Annotated in this window: 18 protein-coding genes; 12 read left to right on the top strand and 6 right to left on the bottom strand. The window is 73.0% G+C overall.

What is annotated here, in order from left to right; translation table 11 throughout:
- The first annotated feature begins 96 nt into the window (after positions 1–96).
- Together AMA02S_RS09745 and AMA02S_RS09740 are read left to right on the top strand one after the other, a co-directional pair.
- Positions 97–2,625 carry a hypothetical protein gene (locus AMA02S_RS09745; protein ID WP_067455110.1) on the top strand — a complete coding sequence of 843 codons (2,529 nt, stop codon included), beginning with the start codon at positions 97–99 and terminating at the stop codon, positions 2,623–2,625.
- 8 nt (positions 2,626–2,633) lie between these two features.
- Positions 2,634–3,191, top strand: coding sequence for a GNAT family N-acetyltransferase (locus tag AMA02S_RS09740; RefSeq protein ID WP_067455107.1), 558 nt, complete (start codon positions 2,634–2,636; stop codon positions 3,189–3,191).
- A gap of 253 nt (positions 3,192–3,444) precedes the next feature.
- On the opposite strand, the gene AMA02S_RS09735 is transcribed toward AMA02S_RS09740, so the two are convergent.
- The 3 genes from AMA02S_RS09735 to AMA02S_RS09725 all read right to left on the bottom strand — a co-directional run bounded on the left by AMA02S_RS09735 (position 3,445) and on the right by AMA02S_RS09725 (position 6,014).
- On the bottom strand, positions 3,445–3,630 hold the full coding sequence (locus tag AMA02S_RS09735; RefSeq protein ID WP_067455104.1) for a hypothetical protein: 186 nt from the start codon (positions 3,628–3,630) through the stop codon (positions 3,445–3,447).
- 129 nt (positions 3,631–3,759) lie between these two features.
- Positions 3,760–5,634 (bottom strand): DUF8508 domain-containing protein, encoded by a 1,875-nt coding sequence (locus tag AMA02S_RS09730; protein WP_245667429.1) that lies wholly within the window; start codon positions 5,632–5,634, stop codon positions 3,760–3,762.
- 188 nt (positions 5,635–5,822) lie between these two features.
- A complete protein-coding gene (locus AMA02S_RS09725) occupies positions 5,823–6,014 on the bottom strand; it encodes a ferredoxin (RefSeq protein WP_067455101.1) in 192 nt (63 codons plus the stop codon).
- Between the two features lie 205 nt (positions 6,015–6,219).
- Here AMA02S_RS09725 and AMA02S_RS09720 point away from each other — a divergent pair, with 205 nt between their 5' ends.
- Entirely contained in the window at positions 6,220–6,924 is a 705-nt protein-coding gene (locus AMA02S_RS09720; RefSeq protein ID WP_067455097.1) for a class I SAM-dependent methyltransferase, read from the top strand.
- Between the two features lie 18 nt (positions 6,925–6,942).
- On the opposite strand, the gene AMA02S_RS09715 is transcribed toward AMA02S_RS09720, so the two are convergent.
- Both AMA02S_RS09715 and hmgA read right to left on the bottom strand, forming a co-directional pair.
- On the bottom strand, positions 6,943–7,725 hold the full coding sequence (locus AMA02S_RS09715) for a GntR family transcriptional regulator (RefSeq protein WP_067455093.1): 783 nt from the start codon (positions 7,723–7,725) through the stop codon (positions 6,943–6,945).
- The gene (gene hmgA / locus AMA02S_RS09710) at positions 7,722–9,056 is read right to left on the bottom strand and encodes a homogentisate 1,2-dioxygenase (protein ID WP_245667428.1); all 1,335 of its coding nucleotides are present in this window, start codon (positions 9,054–9,056) and stop codon (positions 7,722–7,724) included. Before hmgA ends, AMA02S_RS09715 begins: the two co-directional genes overlap by 4 nt.
- A 73-nt stretch (positions 9,057–9,129) precedes the next feature.
- Between hmgA and AMA02S_RS09705 the strand changes: the two genes are divergently transcribed.
- Positions 9,130–9,915, top strand: coding sequence for an SDR family NAD(P)-dependent oxidoreductase (locus AMA02S_RS09705; RefSeq protein WP_067455089.1), 786 nt, complete (start codon positions 9,130–9,132; stop codon positions 9,913–9,915).
- A 16-nt stretch (positions 9,916–9,931) separates the two neighbouring features.
- On the opposite strand, the gene AMA02S_RS09700 is transcribed toward AMA02S_RS09705, so the two are convergent.
- Positions 9,932–10,753, bottom strand: coding sequence for an IclR family transcriptional regulator (locus tag AMA02S_RS09700; RefSeq protein WP_067455086.1), 822 nt, complete (start codon positions 10,751–10,753; stop codon positions 9,932–9,934).
- 234 nt (positions 10,754–10,987) lie between these two features.
- On the opposite strand from AMA02S_RS09700, the gene AMA02S_RS09695 reads away from it, so the two are divergent.
- Genes AMA02S_RS09695 through AMA02S_RS09660 form a run of 8 tightly spaced genes read left to right on the top strand, consistent with a single transcriptional unit; the run spans position 10,988 to position 20,368 of the window.
- Positions 10,988–11,809 (top strand): alpha/beta hydrolase, encoded by an 822-nt coding sequence (locus tag AMA02S_RS09695; protein ID WP_169806803.1) that lies wholly within the window; start codon positions 10,988–10,990, stop codon positions 11,807–11,809.
- Entirely contained in the window at positions 11,806–13,584 is a 1,779-nt protein-coding gene (locus tag AMA02S_RS09690; RefSeq protein ID WP_157430486.1) for an ABC transporter permease, read from the top strand. Before AMA02S_RS09695 ends, AMA02S_RS09690 begins: the two co-directional genes overlap by 4 nt.
- Positions 13,584–14,732 carry an ABC transporter ATP-binding protein gene (locus tag AMA02S_RS09685; protein ID WP_067455080.1) on the top strand — a complete coding sequence of 383 codons (1,149 nt, stop codon included), beginning with the start codon at positions 13,584–13,586 and terminating at the stop codon, positions 14,730–14,732. Before AMA02S_RS09690 ends, AMA02S_RS09685 begins: the two co-directional genes overlap by 1 nt.
- Complete coding sequence (locus tag AMA02S_RS09680) at positions 14,732–15,805, top strand: ABC transporter substrate-binding protein (protein ID WP_067455078.1); 1,074 nt, start codon at positions 14,732–14,734, stop codon at positions 15,803–15,805. The genes AMA02S_RS09685 and AMA02S_RS09680 overlap by 1 nt, the downstream gene beginning before the upstream one ends.
- 46 nt (positions 15,806–15,851) lie before the next feature.
- Positions 15,852–17,330 (top strand): aldehyde dehydrogenase family protein, encoded by a 1,479-nt coding sequence (locus AMA02S_RS09675; protein ID WP_067455075.1) that lies wholly within the window; start codon positions 15,852–15,854, stop codon positions 17,328–17,330.
- Positions 17,327–18,373 carry an alcohol dehydrogenase catalytic domain-containing protein gene (locus tag AMA02S_RS09670; protein ID WP_067455068.1) on the top strand — a complete coding sequence of 349 codons (1,047 nt, stop codon included), beginning with the start codon at positions 17,327–17,329 and terminating at the stop codon, positions 18,371–18,373. The genes AMA02S_RS09675 and AMA02S_RS09670 overlap by 4 nt, the downstream gene beginning before the upstream one ends.
- A gap of 34 nt (positions 18,374–18,407) precedes the next feature.
- Complete coding sequence (locus AMA02S_RS09665; protein ID WP_067455065.1) at positions 18,408–20,153, top strand: FAD-dependent monooxygenase; 1,746 nt, start codon at positions 18,408–18,410, stop codon at positions 20,151–20,153.
- Positions 20,150–20,368, top strand: a complete 219-nt coding sequence (locus tag AMA02S_RS09660) for a hypothetical protein (protein WP_067455062.1) — start codon at positions 20,150–20,152, stop codon at positions 20,366–20,368. The genes AMA02S_RS09665 and AMA02S_RS09660 overlap by 4 nt, the downstream gene beginning before the upstream one ends.
- Positions 20,369–20,450 lie beyond the last annotated feature (82 nt).

Genomic DNA, 20,450 nt, shown 5'->3' with positions numbered 1-20,450 from the left:
GGCCGCCGTTCACACCGATGTCCCAACACGGGCGGGTGTGGCGCGGTTTGATGGTGCCATCGACGGTCCAGAGGCGGACCCGGTGAAGGAGCGCGCGTGACGGCGAGGACCCCCGAGCAGGACGAGGCCAGGCCCCCGACCGAGGACGGGCCCGCCGACTCCCGCCAGGTCCGGCAACGCCTGACCTTCGGCGTCGCCGCCGACCTGCCCGCGTCCCTCACGCCCTGGCAGCGCGCGTACGAGGCGTGGCGGTCCGCCGGGCTGGGGTGGGGGCACGGCCCCCCGCCCGCCGCACGTCCCGCGCCGCCCGCTGCCCCGCCCACTGCTGTTCCGCCAACCGCTGTTCCGCCAACCGCCGGCCCGGCGCCCGCCGTGCGGCCGCGACCGGAGCCGGTGGACGAGAAGGTGTACTCCGCCGCAGACGCGGCGCGAGCGGCGAAATCGGCGCGGCCGCCGCGGCCGTCCGCGAAGCCGGGCCGGACGCGCGGGCTGCGGTCGGGCATCGCGGTCGTCGCCGGGCTCGTCCTGGTCGCGGGCGGGGTGATCTTCGTCCTCGGGCGGGCCGACGGCGACGCCGAGCCCGCCAAGCCCCGGCCGGCGGGGGCGATGGCCGCGGACGCGCTGTTCGCCACCGACCCGGCGGCCGTGTCCGACGGGCTCATCCAGGACCTCGCGACCATCGCCGCGGACGGCGGGGCGATCGTCGCCGCGGGCACCGAGGGCACCGGCGCGGAGGGGCGGGAGCGCACCGCGTTCCTGTACTCCGCCGACTCCGGGCGCGCCTGGCGGACCGCCCGGGTCCGCGCGGCCGACGGCACGGAGCCGCCGCTCGGCGACCGCCCGCGGCTGCTGTCCGGCGGCGCCGGGAACTGGGTGGCGCTCGGCCGGGGCACCGCCGGTGTCGTCGCCTGGACCAGCAAGGACGCGAGGACGTGGACCCGGCAGCAACTCGGCCCCGCGTTCCGTCCGGCCGACCAGATCAACGCCCTGACCCGCACCGCGTACGGGTTCGTGGCCGTGGGCGGCGCGCCGGGGAAGGCCCTGGTGTGGAGCTCGGCGGACGGCCGGGCCTGGCAGCGCGTCGAGGTTCCCGGGATCACCGGGCTCGACCGGGTCGCCGCGGCGGGGAACGTCCTGGTGACGCACGGGACCTTCACCAAGAAGGTCACCCAGAAGAAGCGCAAGCGGAAGGTCACGCGCACCGTGCGCGGCGACGGGCTGTGGCGGTCCGCCGACGGCGGAAGGACGTGGACCGCCGTGACCGTCCCGCAGGCGCAGGGTTCGTACGGCGCCACGAAGGGCCTGGTCGCCGGGCCCGGCGGGTTCGCCACCGTCCGGGAGGGGCGGCGCACCACGGGACGCAAGAAGCACCGCAAAACGACACGGTTCGGTGTCGTGTTCACCTCGGCGGACGGCCAGGGCTGGCGGGCCGCCGGCCAGTTCGGCGGCGCGGAGTTCACGGGCATCGAGCGCTTCGGCGGCGGCGCCGCCGGGCTGGCGGTCCTCGTCCGCGGCAAGAAGCGAGCGGTGCTGCGCAGCATGGACGGGCGCGCATGGCAGCCGGGCGGCACGGTCGAGGGACCGCCCGAGGTCAGCGGCCTGACGGTCGCCACCGGCGCGGTCGCGATCTCCGGCCACCAGGGCGGTGACGCTTACCTGTTCGGCGTGAACCTGGCGTCGGTGCCCGGCGCCGTCCGCCCCGAGCGGACGATCAGATCCGTCGCCGCGGGGCCTGGACGGGTCGTCGCGGTCGGCAGCACGAACGGGACCACGGCGGTGTGGAGTGCGCCCGACGGACGGAGATGGGCCCGCGCCCAGTTCCCCGGGTCCGGCGGCTGGTTGTCCGAGGTCGCCTACGGGGCGCAGGGTTGGCTCGCCGTGGGCCGCACGTCCGGTGCGTCCCCCGGCCCCCTCGCGATGACCTCGCCGGACGGCGCGTCCTGGACCAAGGCCCCGTTCCCCGCGGGCCCGGCGCCGGCCGCCGTCACCGCGGGCCCGGTCGGCTACGTCGCGGTCGGGACGGGCGCGGCCTGGCGTTCCACCGATCTCACGACCTGGAAGCGCTCCGACATCGACGGCAACCCCGTGAACGTCTCCGCGACCGCGGGCGGGTACGTCGCGGTCGGCGGGCGGGAGAAGGCCCCCGCCGCGTGGACCTCGCCGGACGGCCTGAAGTGGACTCAGGCCAAGCTTTCCGTGAGCCCCCCGGCCGGGTCCCCCGTCCCGGTGACGGGAACCGGTCCCCCGACGGCGGGGCCGCTGGCCGAGGTCGCGGCGCGTGGGAACACGGTCATCGCCCTCGGCCAGGCGGGTTCGCTACCGCTGGTGTCCGCCGACGGCGGCGCGACCTGGACGCCGCGCGCTCTCGGCGGCGCGACGTCCGTCACCGCCGTCGCCGCGACCCCGAAGGGCTTCGTCGCCGCCGGTGCCACCGGCGGCGACGCCGCCGTCTGGACGTCCCCGGACGGCACGACCTGGCGCCGCGTCCCGGTGGCCGGGCTGGACGGCCCGGGCGACCAGCGACTCACCGCCCTGACGTCGATGGGCGGAGACCTGTTGGGCCTCGGCACCAGCACCGATCACCGCGGCGAGACCACCCTCCTGTGGCGCGCCGTCGCGCCCTGAGGAGGAGCATGCCCGAGCTCGTGCCGCCGACCCCGTCCGTCCACCGCTCCTATGTCGCGGCGATGGAGGAGTTCCGGCGGGAGGGACGGGGCGGGCCGGACGACGACAGCCGGATCGGCCGGGAGATCGGCGCGAACGCCGCCGACTGGAGTGATCCCGAGGTCTTCGACCGGTTCGTGTGGTCGCTGCGCGCCCAGTCCCTTGAGGCGACGCCGCGTCCGGAGGGGTTCGTCCCGTCCACGGCCCTGTGGTGGGTGGAGGGGGACGAGTTCCTCGGCGGCCTGTCGATCCGGCATCGCCTCACCCCGTGGCTGCGGGACGTGGGCGGCCATATCGGCTACGACGTGCGCCCGTCCGCGCGGCGGCGGGGGCACGGCACGGCCATGCTCCGTGCCGCCCTTCCGCTGGCGGCCGAACTGGGGATCGATCCCGCGCTCATCACCTGCGACGAGGACAACGTGGGGTCACGCCGTGTCATCGAGGCGAACGGCGGCGTCCTCGAAGACCGGCGGGGCGTCAAGCTGCGCTACTGGGTGCCGGCGGGGCACCGGCAAGCCTCGCACTGACGCGGCATCGGTGCCGCACCACGCCGCACTGGCGCACGCGGCGTCAGCCGTTGCAGCCGCAGGAGCATCCCTTCGCGCATGAGCATCCGCTGCCGTGCCCGCAACTGCATCCCTTTTTCGTCATGGGCGGAAAGTAACCCTCGCGGCGTTCTTCGGTCTATGACCTGGTGGCGAGGGCGACCTGTCGAGCGGGTAGGGGTGGCACGGGCCGCCCCGCGTGGGGGGATGCGGCGCGGCCCGTGCCGGCTCCGGGTCAGGTGTGTATGTGGAGGTCCACGCCGAGCAGGATGAGGAACCACAGGAAGATGGCCAGCAGTGCGCTGCCGACCCGTCGCAGGAGGGCCGCGTCGATGTAGTCGCGGTCAAAGGCGACGAACACGCCGATGATGAGGTAGAGCAGGCCGACCAGGCTGATGCCCGGCCGATATCGGTGCGCCATAGGGGCGTCTCCTCCCGTGGGGGGTGTGACGATCGACCGGTGCCCGGGGCCGTACCGGGAAAACACCGGTCCTATTCAGGGCGGATCAATGCCGAATTTTTGGCACAGCCCAAATTCGGAAGACGCAGGTCACTTCCCCGCGAGGTCGATACGGACGACGGTCGGGTCCCGGTCGCCCGCCCGGTCGGCGAACTCGGCGCCGCGGTGCACCACGTCGATCTCGTGCTTGCGCCGCCGCAGGGACGGGCTGAGCAGGATGTGGTCGAGCAGCTGGGCGTTCCCGCCGGAGACCGCCGTGTAGCGTTCCGGGGCGGCGAGCCCGGCCGGCAGGTCGGTCAGCCCGCCGTCCTTGGCGAGGGTGCGGACGGGCGGGGAGAACTCGCCGCCGTTGAGGTCGCCCGCCACGATCACACCGGCGTTCGCGTCCACCTTCTGGATGGACCGGACGAAGCCCGCGACCACCTTCGCCTGCGCGTCGCGGCGCCACTCGCTCGGCCGCGACGGGGGCTGGAAGCGCCCGAAGAGCGGCTGGTCGTCGCTCGCCTGCCCGAACCACTGCGCCGCGATCACGATGATGCGCCGTCCCTGCCAGGTGACCTCCCCGGCGAGCGGCTTGCGGGACGCGGCCCACACGGCGTCGCCCGGCGCGATACGGCCGGGGCTGAGCGTCAGCCCCGCCGTGCCGCCCCGCGGGACGGCCCTGACCGCCGTGACCGCCGGGTCGGGCCCGCCGGGGGGCGGCCCGTCCGCCATCGGCTCGGCGGGGGAGGGACGGTCGACGAACGAGAGACCGCGGTCGGTGCGGAACAGGAACCCGATCCGGCCGTTGGTGCCGTTGTCGCCGCCGTCGGCGTTGTCGCGCGGGTTCACCGACCGCCAGTCGTAGGCGGGGCCGCCGGCCGCGCTGATCGCGGTGATCAGCTCGGCGACGGTCTGGTCGGCGGCGACCGTGCCGTCATCGGCCTCGCCGCTGTTGTCGCGCAGCCCGCTGATCGCGATGAGGTCGGGGGACCGCAGGCCCCGGGCGATGTCCTCGGCGAGGGCGCGGAAGCGCTCGGGCGGGGAGTCGGGGTCGAGGCCGTCCAGCCCGGCGGTGGCGACGGCCAGCTCACCCGGCCTGGCCGGGCGGGTCGCCTCGCGGGGGAGGCCGCCGTCCGCGCGGCGGGGGGTGGCGGTGAGCAGCAGCTTGAAGTCGCCGTAGCCGTAGTCCAGGACGCCGTCGTTGGCGTCCGGGAGCCGGTCGCCCACGTTCATGCCGGGCAGCGCCGCGAGCGAGTCGTCGAGGATCACCCGCTCGGGGTTGGCGTCGCCGTCGCGCAGCAGGATGCCGCCGCGCGCCGTCCGCGTCCCGGCGCCGGCGCCGTTCGCGGGCAGGACGGGCAGCTCGCCGTAGCGGGACGGTCCGACCGCGACGGCGTTCTCGACCCGGAGCCGCATCCCTTCGAGCGACTCGTAGAAGTCCAGCCCGTTCCGGCGCGGGTCGAACCGGCCGCCCTTCTCGACGTCTCCCCGCCCGTCCTTGACGAGACTCGACGGTGCCCGGCGCCCGCGGGGCCCGAGGACGGCGGGTGCGGGCAGGCGCGTGCCGTGCGCGTCCACCGTGGTGGCGGTCGCGTCGATCTCGGTCCGGGTGAGCCCGGCGGACCTGGCGCCGCCGGGCCGGAACTCGCTGACCCTGCCGTCCACCCGCACGGAGTCGCCGGCCGCGGCGGACGGGCGGGTGCGGGTGTAGACGAACACGCCCTCGGACGTCGCGTCGCTCTTGTCGGGATGGGGGTCCTGCATCCAGAACCCGGTGCCGGTCACCGCCGTCACCACGCCCGGAACCCCGGAGACGGCGGAGCGGTTCAGCGGCGAGATGTGCGCGGCGCCCTGGATGTCGTGGATGCGGACGGGGCCCACCGCCAAGGCGGGCGGGACGGCCGTCAGGGGCACCGCCAGCATCGCCGCCGCGAGTGTCGCCCGCGCCGCCGCGACCCGTTCCCACGCACCAGCGAATGCCACCCGCACTCCATGATCGACTAGAGGTCCCGATCGGACACGAAGAAGGATGGCACGCTGAGGGAATCCCTGACCAACCACTCACACGTCATTGGTTTGGCCCAAAGGAAGGGCCCTGAGGAGGACGCCCGCGCCGCGCGTGCGGGGCGTCCCGAAAGAAGAGGGTGAGGACGGTGAGGGGCGGGCCGGTCCTACTCCTCCAGCGTCAGCGCGGCCTTCGGGCACGACCGCACCGCGTGCCGGACGCGGTCGCCCTCGGCGGCAGGCACGTCCGGCTGGAGGATGTGGAGTTCGTCATCGTCGTCGAGGTCGAAGACCTCGGGTGCGAGCCCCACGCAGACGGCGTTGGCCTCGCACACCAGCGGGTCGACTCGTACTCTCATCGCCTTCTCCGTTCGCGGTCGCGGTGAGCGTGCGGGAGGGGACGAGGGGACGCGAAGCACGGCCCCCGGCCGCCTCGACGCCAACCTACAGAACCAGGTTCGGAGGGGCGTGTCCAGCACGAAAGTAGAACGCGTTTCAGTTCGGCTGGGCAAGACTCCCGATCCGCGAAAGGATCTCGGTAACAGTGCCCGGCGGAGGAGAACGATGACCCACACCCAGGCGTCCACCGGCCCCGGGGCGACCGCGCCGGCCGACATGCCGGCGGCTCTGCTGCGCACCGCGCGCTGGGCCAAGGGCTTCATGCCGGACGACGAGGGCCTGGCCCTCTACGAGACGGCCCTGGACTACGGGGCGCGCCTGGCCGGGACCGGCCCGATGCTGGAGGTCGGCAGCTACTGCGGCAAGTCGGCCGTCTACCTCGGCGCGGCCGCCCGGCAGGCCGGAACCGTCGTGGTCACCGTCGACCACCACCACGGCTCGGAAGAGAACCAGGCGGGCTGGGAGCACCACGACCCGTCCCTGGTCGACCCGAGCACCGGGCGGATGGACACCCTGCCCGCCTTCCGTAAGACGATCAACGCCGCCGGTCTGGAGGACCAGGTCGTCGCCATCGTCGGCCAGTCCCGCACGGTCGCGGCGCTCTGGCGGACGCCCCTGGCCCTGCTGTTCATCGACGGCGGTCACGCCGAGGAGCACGCGCAGGGCGACTACGAGGGCTGGGCGCCCCACCTCGCCGTGGGCGGAGCCCTGGTGATTCACGACGTCTTCCCCGATCCGGCCGACGGCGGACAGCCCCCGTACCACGTCTACCTGCGGGCCCTGGCCAGCGGCGCGTTCGAGGAACGCCGGGTGGAGGGGTCCCTCAGAGTCCTGGAGCGGACCGCCGCCACCGACCCCCTGACCTCCTGACAATCGGCCGGCGCGTGCTCAGGTCTGGGCCTGCGGACTCAGGGCGAGGCTGAAGGCGAAGCGGAACCGGTCGGCGCGGTAGTAGATGAGCGCGGCGTCGACGACATCGCCGCCGGTGTCGAAGGTCAGGTTCCGCGACAGCAGGACGGGGGCGTGCGGCTCGACGTCGAGCAACCGCGCGATCTGCGAGTCCGCGGAGATCGCCGCGATCTCGTTGTCGATGCGGCCGAGCTCCAGCCCGAGCTCGTCGCGCAGCAACTGGGTCATCGAGCCCCTGCGCAGGCTCTCCCGGTCGATGCGGGCGCCGACATCGCGGCGCAGGTAGTTCTTCGCGTAGTTGAGCACCGCGCCGTCGGCGTACCGGACGCGCTGGAACTCGACGACCTCCGCGGCTCCGGGAAAGGCGTCGCGCAGCCCTTCGGGGACCGGGACCATCGTCTTGTCGAGCACGGTCGTCTCGTCGCTGGCCTGCTGGTGGACGACCGCGTCCAGCGAACCGGTCAGGTGCAGCGGCCGCGCCTGCACGTCGCGCGCCGCGAGGAACGTGCCGTGCCGTCGCCTGCGGGTGAGCAGCCCCTCGCTCTCCAGGGCCGTCAGCGCCTGGCGGACGGTCGACACGCTGACCGCGTAGTGCCGGGCCAGCTGGACCTCGGTCGGCAGGCGGACGGGCGCGCCGGCGGTGCTCCGTTCGGCGAAGTCGCGGACGCTGTCGGCGACCTGGACCCACAGCGGGAGCCGGTGGTCGGCGGCCTGGGAGAGCGGGGGGAGCTGGTCGAGGACATCGCGGTCCGCGGCGGTCATGTTCGGGCGAAGTGCGGTCGTAGCCCGTCCCACACGGAGTCGTAGTCCGCCTGGAGCGTGGGGCTGGCGGCGGCGTGCTCGGTGAGCCGGATGACCCACCGGCTCTCGAACATGAACGCCAGCGTGTCGTCGAGCTTCTGTGGGACGAGGTCCGCGGTGCTGGCTCGCGCGTAGGTGTCGGCGTCCGGGCCGTGGGAGGTGAAGCTGTTGTGCAGGCTCGCGCCGCCCGGGAGGAACCCGTCGGCCTTCGCGTCGTAGACCCCGCGGACGAGGCCCATGAACTCGCTCATGATGTTGCGGTGGTACCAGGGCGGCCGGAACGTGTTCTCGCCCACCAGCCACCGCGGAGGGAAGATCACGAAGTCGGCGTTCGCGAGACCCGGTGAGTCGGTCGGCGAGGTCAGCACGGTGAAGATCGAGGGATCGGGGTGATCGAAGCTGATCGTCCCGATCGTCATGAAGCGCGCCAGGTCGTACTTGTACGGGGTGTGGTCGCCGTGCCAGGCGACGACGTCCAGCGGCGAGTGGCCGTAGTCGGCTGCCCAGAGCCCGCCGCCGAACTTCTGGACGACCTGGACGTCGCGCGAACCCTCCTCGAACGCCGCCACGGGGGCGAGGAAGTCGCGCTCGTTGGCCAGCCCGTTGGCTCCGATCGGGCCGCGCTCGGGCAGGGTGAAGGGCGCGCCGTAGTTCTCGCAGATGTAGCCGCGTGCGGCGCTGCCGGGCACCTCGACCCGGTACCTGATGCCGCGTGGCACGACCGCGATCTCTCCCGGCGCGACCAGGAGGCGGCCCAGTTCGGTGTGCAGGAGCAGTTCGCCGAGTTGCGGGACGATCAGGAACTCGCCGTCGGCGTTGACGAAGTACCGGTCGGTCATGGACGTGGTGGCCCGGTACCAGTGGATGCCGATGCCGGCGTGGGCCAGGGCGTCGCCGTTCCCGCCGATCGTGACCAGGCCGTCCACGAAGTCGGTCGGCGTGTCCGGAAGGGCGACCGGATCCCAGCGCAGCCGGTTCGGGTCGGGGGGAACGTCGGTGAACGGCGCGGTCCGCAGCAGCCCGTCGCCGATCCGCCGGAACGGCGGGTGCTTGGCGGACGGGGTGATCCGGTAGACCCAGGTACGGCGGTTGACCGATCGTGGCTGGGTGAACGCGGTCCCGCTGATCTGCTCGGCGTACAGCCCGAGCGGGGCCTGCTGGGGGGAGTTGCGGCCCACCGGGAGCGCGCCTGGCACCGCCTCGCTGACGTGCTCATTGCCGAACCCGGACAGGTAGGACGGACCGCCCGTCCCCCTCGGTTCTCCGGTGTCCACATCGGTTCTCGTGTCCACGCGTTCCTCCCCGGAGGCCGCATTACATCTGATTGATATGCTCAATCATATCATTGATGCCTGGAGGTGGCGTATGCCGGAACTGAGGCGGGGTGGGCTCGGCCGTTACGAGCTCGGCGGACGGGTCGTCGTGGTGGCCGGCGGCAGCGGCGGGATCGGCGCCGCCTGCGCGCGGGAGTTCGCGGAGGCCGGGGCGACGGTGGCGGTGGGGTACCACGGCGGCGCCGATCGCGCCGAGCGGGTTCGGGACTCCCTCCCGGGGACGGGCCACTCGACCGTGCGGATGCCGCTGGAGGTGAGCGCCGAACTGGCCGAGGCCGCCCGGTTCGTGGCCGGGCGGCACGGAGGGTGCGATGTGCTCGTCAACGCCGCCGGCATCACCGCGGCGGTCCCGCACTCCGACCTGCGGGCCCTGGACGACGAGACGTTCGACCGGATCCTGCGGACCAACGTCCGCGGGTCCTTCGCGCTCGTCCGGGAGTTCTCCGACCTCCTCAGATCAGGAGACCGGTCCGGCGGGGACGGCGTGGTCGTGCACATCTCCTCGGTCTCCGGGTTCACCGGTCTCGGCAGCAGCATCGCCTACTGCGCCTCGAAAGCGGCGATGGACGTGATGACGATGTCGCTCGCGCGCGTCCTCGCCCCCGAGGTGCGGGTGATCGCCGTCGCGCCGGCCGCGGTCGACACCGACTTCGTTCCGGGCCGCGACACGGCGGCGATCGAGCGCCAGGCGGCGAGCACGCCGCTGCGGGTCGTCGCCGCTCCCGAGGACATCGCGCTCTCGGTGGTCGGCGCCGTCACCCACCTGCGGCTGGCGACGGGCACGCGGATCGTGGTCGACGGCGGCCGGCACCTGTGAGCGGCTGACACGACCATCACGGCCGTCGCGGCGGAGGGGCGACGACCGAGTCGCTCAAGTCGCTCAAGTCGCTCGTGTCGGCTGTGTCGGGCACGTCACGTGCGCGGTCGGCCAGGCGAGCGGGTTGGGAGGCCGCATGCAGCGCCGCGCCCATCTCGCCGGCCGCCGCCAGCAGATCGTCCAGGTGCGCGGTCATGCTCGCGGTGCGGGTCGCCGGGACGAGGATCGCCACGCTCGCGACCACCGACCCGTTCGGGTCGAGCACCGGCGCCGCCGCACCGTGCACACCGTGCTGAAGTTCGTCGAAGGAGAGCGCGTAACCGAGGTCGCGCACCTCGCGTAGCCGCACCCGTGTCTTCTCGGCGTCCGGCTCCTCGCGGAGCGTGGTGTCGATCGTCTGGTCGTCCATGAACGCGAGCATCGCCCGTCCGCTCGCGCCGCGGTGCAGGGGATGGCGCGAGCCGGGCGGGTGCTCGACGCGCAGGACGTGGTGGTCGGCCACGACCTGCTCGACCACCACGGCGACGTTCCCTTCGGGTGCGTGCATCACCACCGTCTCGCGCGCCGTCTCGACGAGCCGGGCCATCGTGGGCCTGGCGAGGGCGCGCAGGTCCGGGGCGGCGCTCGCGGCCAGGTGCCGCAGCGTTCCACCGAGCGCGTACGTGCGGTCACGGCGTACGACGAATCCCCGGCTCTGCAACGTGGTCAGGATCCGGTGCACGACGGTGCGGTTGACGCCCAACTCCCGGCCGAGCGAGGCCGCCGTGGCCGGGCCGCTCTCGCCGAGGACGATCAGGGCGCGCAGAGCCAGGTCCGCGGTCTTGGAGATCTCACTCATCGTCCTGCCTTCTGCGCCGGGGGATTGCGACCAGTCCGAATATAGAACGTCTTCCGTTCTGCCGTCTGGTCACTGTTTTCGCTGGTGTCGCCATGTTCTACTGGATCCTCGCTGTTGACACCTCGCCTTTCGGGTCATAGCTTACCCGTTAATCGAACCAGGACGTTCCGTTTATCGGAACAACCGTGGATGGTGCGGAGGTGGCAGATGGCAGCGGCGCGGGCCGGAGAACCGGTGAGCCGATCGGTACGCGACGGGGTCACCGTCTCCACGTTCGAGTACGCCGCTCCCGGAGGGCAGCACCTGCTGCTGGACCTGTACCGCCCGGAAACGGCCGGACACCCGGCCGTCACGCTCTATCTGCACGGTGGGGGCTGGGCGAGCGGGGGCCGCGCAGACCACGCCGAACACCGGGCGCTCGCGCTGGCACGGCGCGGGATCGCCGTGGCGAGCCTTGACTATCGCCTGGTCCCGGTGGCACGGTTCCCCGCCCAGCTGGAGGACGCACGCGCCGCACTTCGCTGGATCCGGGAACGCGGAGACGATCTCGCGCTCCGGGTGGACCGCGTCGGGGCGTGGGGCGCTTCGGCCGGCGGGCATCTGGCGGCCCTGCTGGGGATGGCCCCCGGGACCCCGCGCGAAGGGCGGACGAGCCCGGAGCACGCCGACGCCGTGGTCGCGTGGGCCGCCCCGACGGACATCGCCGCGCTCGCCCGGCGCAGCGAACTGGAGACCAGAGTCCTCCCGCCCTCGCGCGAGGCGGCCCTGCTGGGCATGACGGAGATCGACGGGGCGGACCCGCGCGTCCGGGAGGCCAGCCCATGCCGGATGGTCCGGGTGGGCTCGGCGCCGTTCCTGCTCGTGCACGGCGACCGCGATCGGCTGATCCCGCCGGAGCAGAGCGCCGGCCTGCACCGCGACCTGGTGGCCCACGGCGTCGAGTCGACGCTGGTGCTGCTCGGCGACGCCGGCCACGAGGACGAGGCGTTCCACCGGCCGTTCGTGCTGGACATGGTCGCCGCCTTCCTGACCACGGCGCTCGGAGCCCCGAGATGACCGAGAGCATGGCGATCGACACGACCGCGCGGGCGACCCGTCACGGCCTGCGCCGGTGGCTGAGGTGGCTTCCGCCGGGGCTCGTGGCGCTGCTGACCGTCTGGCTGTTCGTGCTGCCGCTGGTGCTGCTGGCCTACGGCGCGATCCGCACCTCGCCGTTCCCCCCGGCGGAGTGGACCCTGGACGGCGTCACCCGTGTGGTCGGGCGCGCCTACATCTGGCGGGCCCTGGGCGTGACGCTGGTCTACAGCGCCGTCGTCGCGTCGCTCGGCACCTGCGTCGCCCTCGGCCTGCTGCTGATCTCCCAGCGCAGCCAGGCCCCGCTGCGCCGTGCGATCACCCCGTCGATGGTGATCCTGCTCGCCGTACCGAAGTCCTACTACGCGCTGGCCTGGGCGATGGCCGGTTCGGGCACGGGCGGTCTGGTGAACAAGGCGCTGGCCACGGTGGGCGCCGACGGGCTCGCGAACGGCTTCTCCACGCACAACTGGTACGGCGTGGTGGCGGTCTCGACGATCAAGACGGCGTCGATCGCCTACCTGCTCCTGCTCAGCCCGGTGCGCGCGTCCGGCAAGTCGAGCACGGAGGCGGCGCGGGTGTGCGGTGCGGGCGTCACGCGGGCCTTCCTCGGCATCGAGGTACCGAGCCTCGCACCCGCCCTGCTGGGCACGACGTTGCTGGGCTTCGTGCTGACCATGCAGGAGTTCGAGGTGCCCGCCATCCTCGGCCTCGGCGCGAACATCCGGGTGTTCTCCACGACGGTCTACACCTACCTGCAAGATCCGCTCGGACCTGACTACAGCGCCGCGTCCACGGCGTCGATGATCCTCGTCCTGCTGGTGATGCTCTGCGTCGTGGCGCAGCTGCGCCTGCTCGGCGACCGGTCGTTCGTCACCGTGCAGGCCCGCGCGGCAGGCGACCGGTCGGCCACGCGCAGCCGGTGGCGGTGGGCGCTCACCGGCGTCATCCTGGCCTGGGTCGCCCTGACGATCGCCCTCCCGTTCGCCCAGATGCTGGTCGGATCGTTCCAGTCCTACTTCGGCGTCTTCGACGGCTGGACGGCGGGCAACTACCGGGCGGTGTTCGCCGACCCGGCGACGCGCAAGGCCATCCTGGTCACCGTCATCGGCTCGGCCGCCGGGGGCGCCATCAGCGTGCTCCTGTCCTTCACGCTCGCCTATGTCTTCGTGCGCGGCCGCGGCCGCCTGCCGCTGTTCGCGCGGCTCGGCTCGTGGGTGCCGGCGACGATGCCGGGGCTGGTGTTCGGGCTCGCGCTCCTGTGGGTCTACGCCGTGGTGCCCGGACTCAACCGGCTCTTCGGCACCCCGCTGCCGCTGCTGATCGGCCTGCTCGTCTCGGTGGTGCCGTTCGCGGTGCGCGCGCTGGAAGGTTCCCTGACCCAGCTGTCGAGCGAGCTGGAGGAGGCGGCGCGCGTGAGCGGCGACTCGTTCATCGGGGAGGTACGGCGTGTGCTGGTCCCGCTCATGTGGCCGGCGCTGGCCTCGGCGTGGGTGCTCGTCGTGTTCGTCATGTCCGGCACCCTCGACGTCCCCCTGCTCCTGGCCCAGACGGGAACCGACACCGTCTCGACGCTCAGCTACTCGCTGTTCCAGAACGGCGGCCTGGCCCCCGCCGCGGCGCTCTACTGCACGGCCCTGGCGTGCTTCCTGCTGCTGACAGGGGTGCTCGGAGCCGCGGTCGTCTGCATCAGGAAATGGTCGGCGCGGCGGCGGGGAGACCTCTCCGCGGCCGTCCCGGATGAAGGAAGGCTCTAGTGGCCCAGATCGGCATCGCCGCCCTCACCCGCGCGTACACGGCGACGAACACCGTCCTCGACGAGATCGACCTCGACGTCAAGGAGGGCGAACTTCTCGGCCTGCTCGGACCGTCGGGCTGCGGGAAGTCCACCCTGCTGCGGTGCGTCGCGGGCCTGGACCGCCCGCAGTCGGGACGGATCTCGATCGGTGACCGGACGATGACGGACCCGGCCGCCCGGTGCTTTGTGCCGCCGGAGTCACGCAACCTCGGCATGGTCTTCCAGAACTACGCGCTCTGGCCGCACCTGAGCGTCGCCCAGAACGTGGCCTATCCGCTGCGGCGGCGTAAGGTGCGCGGCGCCGAGCTGGACCGGCGGGTCTCCGAGGCGCTGGAGCTGGTCGGGCTCCCGGAGACCGCCGGGCGGCGGCCCGGCCAGCTCTCCGGCGGCCAGCAGCAGCGCGTGTCGATCGCCCGCGCCATCGTGACCGAGCCGAGCGTGCTGCTCTTCGACGAACCGCTGTCCAATCTGGACGCCAACCTGCGGCGTCTGCTGCGCCGGGAGATCCGCGCGCTGCACGAGAGGACCGGCACCACCGCCCTCTACGTCACCCACGATCAGGACGAGATCGGGGGCCTGGCCGACCGGGTCGCGGTCCTGGCCGGCGGACGCGTCGCGCAGCTCGGAACCCCCCGCGAGGTGTTCACGCTGCCGGCGACCAGGCAGGTGGCCGAGTTCGTCGGATTCGATGTGTTCATTCCGGGGGTCGCCGTGTCCGCGGACGGCGCCGACTGCACCGTGCAGGTCACCGATGGTCGCGTCCGCGCTCCGCACGTCGGCGTGGCGGGGCCCGGCCGTCCGGTGCTCATCGCCGCACGCAGCCGGGCGCTGACCGTGCGTCCGGCGGACACCGTCCCCGGTCCCGGCGCCGTCGGCTCCCCGTCCGAGGAGTCGCTGGGCACCGGCCGCGTGGTGGCGATCGCCCGGCTCGGTGACGGCGTCGAGGTGGAGGTCGACCTTCCCGGCACAGGGAAGATCGTCGCCGTGCTGGGCCTGGGCCGGGACTCCCCGTTGGAACGCGGCCAGCGCGTGCTCGTGAGCTGTGCCGAACTTGTCGTGCTCCCCGCCGAAGACGGATCGATCCGATCGATGAACAGGAGCCACTGATGGGCAGACACCGGACAGTCCTTCGCTGGGCCGCCGCCGTCATCGGCGTGACGAGCGCGTTCGCGATGACCGCCTGCGGCGGGGGACCGAGCGCGCCGACCGCCGCGTCGGCGCCGCCGAAGGCGGCATCGGACCTGTACACCGCGGCCAAGGCCGAGGGGACGCTCATGGTCTACGGACCGTTCCAGAGCACGTACAAGCCGCTGTACGACCAGTTCACCAGGAAGTACCCCGGCATCACGGTGAAGACCACCGACCTGTTCGGACCGCCGCTGACGGCACGCCTCCAGGCCGAGATCGCGACCGGGAAGCTCGGCGCGGACCTGCTCGCCACCGGCCCGGTCGACCTCGGCCTGTACGCGCAGCGAGGCTGGCTCACCTCCTACAAGCCGGAGGGCTCCGCCGCGCTCGATCCGAAGTACGTCGGCGAGCGGGACTTCTACGTCGAGCCGCTGCTGGCCCAGGCGACCATGTTCTACAACACCAGGACGGTCAAGCCGGCGGACCTGCCGAAGACCTGGGCGGCGCTGCTGGACCCGAAGTGGAAGGGCAAGATCGCGCTGCCGGACCCGGCCATCCCCGGCCTGTCCTCGCAGTCCCTCGCCGCCACCGAGAAGGCGGGCGTCATCGACCGGGCCGACCTGAAGACACTGTCGGGCAACGCCACGAAGTACGCCACGGTGCCCGCCGCCATCCAGGCCGTCGCCACCGGGCAGAAGCAGATCGGCATGGTCGCCGCCTACCAGCTGATCAACAACGCGGGCGGCAGCGGCGCCCCGGTCACGTACTTCACGCTGGACGACGGCACGCCCGCGACCGGCACCGGCTACGCGGTTCCGGCGAAGGCCAAGCACCCCAACGCCGCGATGCTGCTGAGCGCGTGGCTGCTGACCCCGGAGGCCCAGCAGGGCATCGGGCGGCTCGGCCTCCAGGGCACGGCGCCGGGCGCCCCCGCGCCGGTCGGCGGCCTGCCCGGGCTGAGCCAGCTGAAGATCATCGACATGGACCTGCCCGCGACCGAGCTCGCCGCGACGCAGAAGGAGCTGACGTCGCTCTTCGGAGCCGGTGGCTAGCGGCCCGGCTTCCGGACACGGCAGACCACCCACATCGGAGGAACCAATGGACGACACCAAACTGCTGATCGGCGGTGAGTGGGTCTCCCCACCGTCGGCCGCCACCTTCGTCACCACCGATCCCGCCGACGGCACCGAACTGGCCGTCTGTATCGAGGCGGGCGGCGCCGAGGTCGACGCGGCGGTCGCCGCCGCACGCACCGCGCTCGCCGACCCGCGGTGGCGCGACCTGCCCGCCTCGGCCCGCGCCCGGTTGCTGTGGCGGCTGGCCGACCTGCTGGAAGAGCACCGCGACGAACTCGCCGAGACCGAGTCGCGCGACAACGGCATGCCGGTCGCCGACGCCCGCGCGTTCGGCGTGCCGGCCGCCGCCGAGCACCTGCGGTACTACGCCGGATGGTGCACGAAGATCGAGGGCGCGGTCGCCCCGGTCTCCTTCCCCGACACCCTGCACTACACCCGCCGGGAGCCGGTCGGCGTGTGCGCGCTGATCGTCCCCTGGAACGGTCCGCTGCTCCAGGCGTGCTGGAAGCTGGCGCCGGCGCTCGCCTGCGGTAACACGGTCATCCTCAAGCCCGCCGAGCAGACCCCGCTGTCGGCGCTGCGGCTCGGCGAGCTGGTCCGGGCGGCGGGCCTGCCGGACGGCGTGGTCAACATCCTCACCGGGGGACCATCGACCGGCCGGCTGCTGGTGGAGCACCCCGGCGTGGACAAGGTGTCGTTCACCGGCTCCACCGAGGTGGGCCGGCAGATCGTCCGCGCCTCGGCCGGCAACCTCAAGCGCCTCACCCTGGAACTCGGCGGCAAGGCCCCGAGCATCATCACCGACGACGTGGACATCGACGCCGCCGTGCAGGGCAACGTGGCCGGCGCCATGTTCAACAGCGGCCAGGTCTGCGCGGCCTTCGCCCGCCTGTACGTTCATCGGCGGCGCGTCGAGGAGTTCACCGAGAAGTTCGCGGCCGCGGCCGCGGGCATGACGCTCGGCCGCGGCATGGACGCCGGCACCCGGCTCGGCCCGCTGATCTCCGAGGCGCACCTGACGCGGGTGGACGGATACGTACGGACGGCGGTGGACGAGGGCGGCGAGGTGATCACCGGGGGCCGGCGTGCGGGCGGCGCCCTCGCCGCCGGGTCGTTCTACGAGCCGACGGTGGTCACCGGGGTCACCGACGAGATGACGATCGCCCGCGAGGAGGTCTTCGGGCCGGTCGTGCCGATCATGCCGTTCGACGACTACGACGAGGTCGTGGAACGGGCGAACGCGCTGGAGTACGGGCTCGCGGCCTCGATCTGGACCCAGGACCTGGCCACCGCGCACCGGCTGGCCGCCCGGGTCAGGGCGGGCGCGATCTTCATCAACATGCTGCACGTGCCCGATGTCGCGGCGCCATGGGGCGGCTTCAAGGCCAGCGGTTGGGGCCGCGAGATGGGCCGGTACGCGCTGGACGCCTACACCGAGGTCAAGGGCGTCTGGACGCATCTGATCGATCGCACCCACGTCCCCGGACGGGAGAACTCATGAAGGCGCTGGTGTTCAAGGGGCCCGCCACGGTCGCGGTCGAGGACGTCGAGGCCCCCAGGCCCGGCGGCCCGCGCGACGCCGTCGTCCGGGTCAGGCTGTCGGCGATCTGCGGGTCCGACCTGCACGTCTACAACGACCACGTGCCCGGCCTGTACTCCGGGATGCCGATGGGGCACGAGTACATGGGCGAGGTCGTCACGGTCGGCGCGGACGTCACGTCCGTCCGCCCGGGAGACGACGTGGTGGGATCCTTCACCCTCGCCTGCGGCGGCTGCGCCCACTGCGCCGCCGGCCGGTTCAACCACTGCACGTCCGGCAGGGGCTACGGGTTCGGGCCGCTGTTCGGCGACTGCGGCGGGACCCAGGCCGAACTCGTGCTCGTCCCGGACGCCGACGTCAACCTGCTCGGCAGGCCGGCCGGCGTCAGCGACGAGGACGCGCTGCTCGTCGGCGACATCATGAGCACCGCGTGGTACGCCTGCCGCCGCGGCCGCGTCGTGGACGGGGACCTGGTGCTCACCATCGGCGCGGGCCCCGTCGGGGTGCTCTGCGCGATGGCGGCCCGAGCCCAGGGCGCCCGGCGGATCGTGCTGGCCGACACCGTCCCGGACCGGCTCGACCGCGCCCGCGAGATCACCGGCGCCGAGACCGTCCTGGTCGGCGAGGAGGGCGCGGCGGCGGCGTTCCGTGCCATCGCACCGTCCGGGGCGGACGTGGTGATCGAGTCCGCCGGCCTGCCCGCCGCGCTGCTCGACGCGCTGACCTGCGTCCGCGACGGCGGCACCGTTTCGGTCATCGGGGTGCACGGTGAGGAGTCGATGCGGATGCCCTCCGGCGACATGTTCCGGCGCGGCGTCGACCTACAGATGTGCGGTCCCGCCAACGTCCAGGGCGTCTGGCGGGAGGTCATGGCGGCCGTCGCGGCGGGCACGCTGAGCCCGAGCGCGGTCATCAGCCACCGGCTCCGGCTGGAGGAGGCGCCGCACGGCTACGAGCTCTTCGCGGCCCGCAAGGCGATGAAGATCGTGCTCGACATCGCCTGACGGCGGCCCGGCGAACCCACGCGAGGAGGACACCATGGCGGACGAGACCGCCCTCGACTACGGCATCGACTTCCAATGGGTCGTGCACGAAACGGCCGCGCCGCCTCTTGGACCGGACGGGCTCGACCGGACCCGTCCGGACGTCGTCGTGGTGGGCGCCGGGCCGACCGGTCTGACCCTGGCCGCGGGGCTGGCCCGCTTCGGCGTGCGGACCGTCGTCCTGGAGGCCGGCGACACGGTCTGCCAGGCCAGCAGGGCCAGCGGGATCAGCGACCGGACGTTCGAGACGATCAACCGGGTGGCCCCGGGCCGCGGCGACCTGCTCGCGGCCAGGTCCATCCCGACGCTCGGCAGCGAGTCGTTCTTCGGGGAGCGGCTCGTGCTCAGCCAGTCGCCGCCGCGGGCCGCGGACGGGACGAAGTTCGCGCCCAACAACTATCTGCCGCAGTGGCACATCGAGTCGGGACTGCTGGAGGAGGTCGAGCGGGCTCCCGGCGCCGAGGTGCGATGGCAGCACGCGGTCACCGGCGCGGCGGCCGGGCCGGAGGAGGTCGAACTCACCGTCTCGACGCCCGCGGGACCCTACCGGCTCCGCGCGCCCTGGGTGGTCGCCGCCGACGGGGGCCGCAGCGTCGTCCGGCGCTCCTGCGGCCTGCGGATGAACGGCCTCGCCTATGACGTGACCTTCGTCATCGTGGACGTGAAGGTGGAGGGACCGGCGCCCACCCCGCCGCCGATCCGCCGCGTGTGGTTCGACCCGCACTATCTGCCCGGCGGCCTGCTGCTGCGCCACATGTCGCCGGACGGCGTCTGGCGGATGGACTTCCAGTTCCCGATCGGCTCCGACCTGGACCGGGCGACCGAACCGGGCGCCGTCACGGCCCTCGTCCGCGAGCATCTGAGGGCGATCGGGCACGAGGCCGACGAGGTCCGGCCGATCTGGATCAGCACCTACCAGGCCCGGGCGCTCTCGCTGGATCGGTACCGGCACGGCCGGGTGCTCTTCGCCGGTGACGCCGCCCACCTCGTGCCGATCTTCGGCGGATTCGGTCTCAACTCCAGCGTCGACGACGCCGAGAACCTGCACTGGAAGCTCGCCCTGGTCAGCAGGGGACTGGCCGGCGGGGCGCTGCTGGACACCTACTCCGAGGAACGCGTCGCCGCCGTCCGCCGGAATCTGGACCTGGTGACCCGGGCCGCGGAGTTCATGACGCCGACCTCGGCCGAGTCGGAGGAGCTCCGGCAGGCCGCCCTCACACTGGCCGCCGAAGGGAACACCCTCGCGGCCGGGCTGGGCCGGCACCGTCCGTTCCGTCCCATGAGGTACAGCCCGTCGATCGTCTGCGTCCCCGACGATCCGCCGATGGACGGCGGGTTCAGGCCGGGGGAGCGGGCCGGCCGGGGACACCTCACCCAGGCGAGCGGCGCGCGATGCTACCTGCCCGACCTGTTCGGCGGTGCCCTGAACATCCTGGTCTTCGACCACTCCGATGCCGCGTCCTCTCTCGCGGCGGTCGAGGAGGCCGCCGCCGCCGTCGGGGCGCCCATCCGCCTGCTGCGCGTGCATCCCCCGGACGGCTGTACGGACGATCAGTGCTATCACGACGTCCAGGGGACGGTGGCCGCCGACTACGGCGCGACCGCCGGAGCCGTCTACCTGGTTCGGCCGGACGGCGTGGTGGCCGCGCGCTGGCCCCGCCCCGGCCGCGCCGAACTCGCCGCCACCCTCACGGACATGCTCGGCGACGTCGACCGCACACCGGAGATGACGATCCGATGACCCCTGAGGAATTCGACCGGGTGTACCTTGCGATCGCGCGAGGTCTCACCGACAGCGGCGCCCCCGACCTGTTCCGCGACAGGCTCATCTTGCTTCTGGCCCAGCAGGTGGACCTGGATGTCGCGCTGGACTGCGTGCGGCAGGCTCGTCCACCCGAGCTGCGCCCCCTGAAGGAGCCCACCAGCGCGCCGCCGGCCACCCTTCCGCACGCCTGACACCTTTCAACACGGCCTCCCTTTCAACACTTCCGACGGCCATCTCCCTTCCAGATGGCCTGGCACTGCATGCGTACTGGAG

Source organism: Actinomadura macra NBRC 14102 (assembly GCF_001552215.1).
In the GTDB taxonomy this organism is placed as follows: domain Bacteria; phylum Actinomycetota; class Actinomycetes; order Streptosporangiales; family Streptosporangiaceae; genus Spirillospora; species Spirillospora macra.
Note: the sequence above shows the minus strand (reverse complement) of the source record. Positions and strands in the feature narration are given on the sequence as shown.

What these genes read in the sequence shown, in the direction of transcription:
- AMA02S_RS09740 (WP_067455107.1), top strand. Translation starts at nt 2,634, where the DNA reads ATGCCCGAGCTCGTGCCGCCGACCCCGTCCGTCCACCGCTCCTATGTC.
- AMA02S_RS09735 (WP_067455104.1), bottom strand. Translation starts at nt 3,630, where the DNA reads ATGGCGCACCGATATCGGCCGGGCATCAGCCTGGTCGGCCTGCTCTAC.
- AMA02S_RS09725 (WP_067455101.1), bottom strand. Translation starts at nt 6,014, where the DNA reads ATGAGAGTACGAGTCGACCCGCTGGTGTGCGAGGCCAACGCCGTCTGC.
- AMA02S_RS09720 (WP_067455097.1), top strand. Translation starts at nt 6,220, where the DNA reads ATGACCCACACCCAGGCGTCCACCGGCCCCGGGGCGACCGCGCCGGCC.
- AMA02S_RS09715 (WP_067455093.1), bottom strand. Translation starts at nt 7,725, where the DNA reads ATGACCGCCGCGGACCGCGATGTCCTCGACCAGCTCCCCCCGCTCTCC.
- AMA02S_RS09705 (WP_067455089.1), top strand. Translation starts at nt 9,130, where the DNA reads ATGCCGGAACTGAGGCGGGGTGGGCTCGGCCGTTACGAGCTCGGCGGA.
- AMA02S_RS09700 (WP_067455086.1), bottom strand. Translation starts at nt 10,753, where the DNA reads ATGAGTGAGATCTCCAAGACCGCGGACCTGGCTCTGCGCGCCCTGATC.
- AMA02S_RS09690 (WP_157430486.1), top strand. Translation starts at nt 11,806, where the DNA reads ATGACCGAGAGCATGGCGATCGACACGACCGCGCGGGCGACCCGTCAC.
- AMA02S_RS09680 (WP_067455078.1), top strand. Translation starts at nt 14,732, where the DNA reads ATGGGCAGACACCGGACAGTCCTTCGCTGGGCCGCCGCCGTCATCGGC.
- AMA02S_RS09675 (WP_067455075.1), top strand. Translation starts at nt 15,852, where the DNA reads ATGGACGACACCAAACTGCTGATCGGCGGTGAGTGGGTCTCCCCACCG.
- AMA02S_RS09670 (WP_067455068.1), top strand. Translation starts at nt 17,327, where the DNA reads ATGAAGGCGCTGGTGTTCAAGGGGCCCGCCACGGTCGCGGTCGAGGAC.
- AMA02S_RS09665 (WP_067455065.1), top strand. Translation starts at nt 18,408, where the DNA reads ATGGCGGACGAGACCGCCCTCGACTACGGCATCGACTTCCAATGGGTC.
- AMA02S_RS09660 (WP_067455062.1), top strand. Translation starts at nt 20,150, where the DNA reads ATGACCCCTGAGGAATTCGACCGGGTGTACCTTGCGATCGCGCGAGGT.